This window comes from Gilvimarinus sp. 1_MG-2023 (assembly GCF_030548285.1).
Window position 1 is genome coordinate 1 of sequence record NZ_JAUOSC010001821.1, and the last position, 232, is coordinate 232.

A 232-nucleotide genomic window follows, 5' to 3' on the forward strand; every position below is an offset into this window, starting at 1 on the left:
CGACTGGGGCATGTGGATATGGTGCAAGCCATTCGTTCCCCTGGCTCAACGTTAAAGCCTTTTATTTATGGTCTGGCGCTGGATCAAGGGCTGATTCATGGTGCCAGTTTGCTAACCGATGCCCCCCGGCTGCGCCAGGCCTATCAGCCGGGTAACTTCTCGGCCGGTTTTTCCGGGCCGGTCTCACCACCACGGGCCTTGAACTACTCTCTCAACCTGCCAGCGGTACAGG

1 protein-coding gene is annotated in these 232 nt (G+C 58.2%); it reads left to right on the forward strand.

Features of this window, described 5'->3' with window-relative positions:
* Positions 1–232: penicillin-binding transpeptidase domain-containing protein (locus tag Q4563_RS22990; protein ID WP_303606198.1), on the forward strand; the 232-nt coding region annotated here is incomplete at both ends.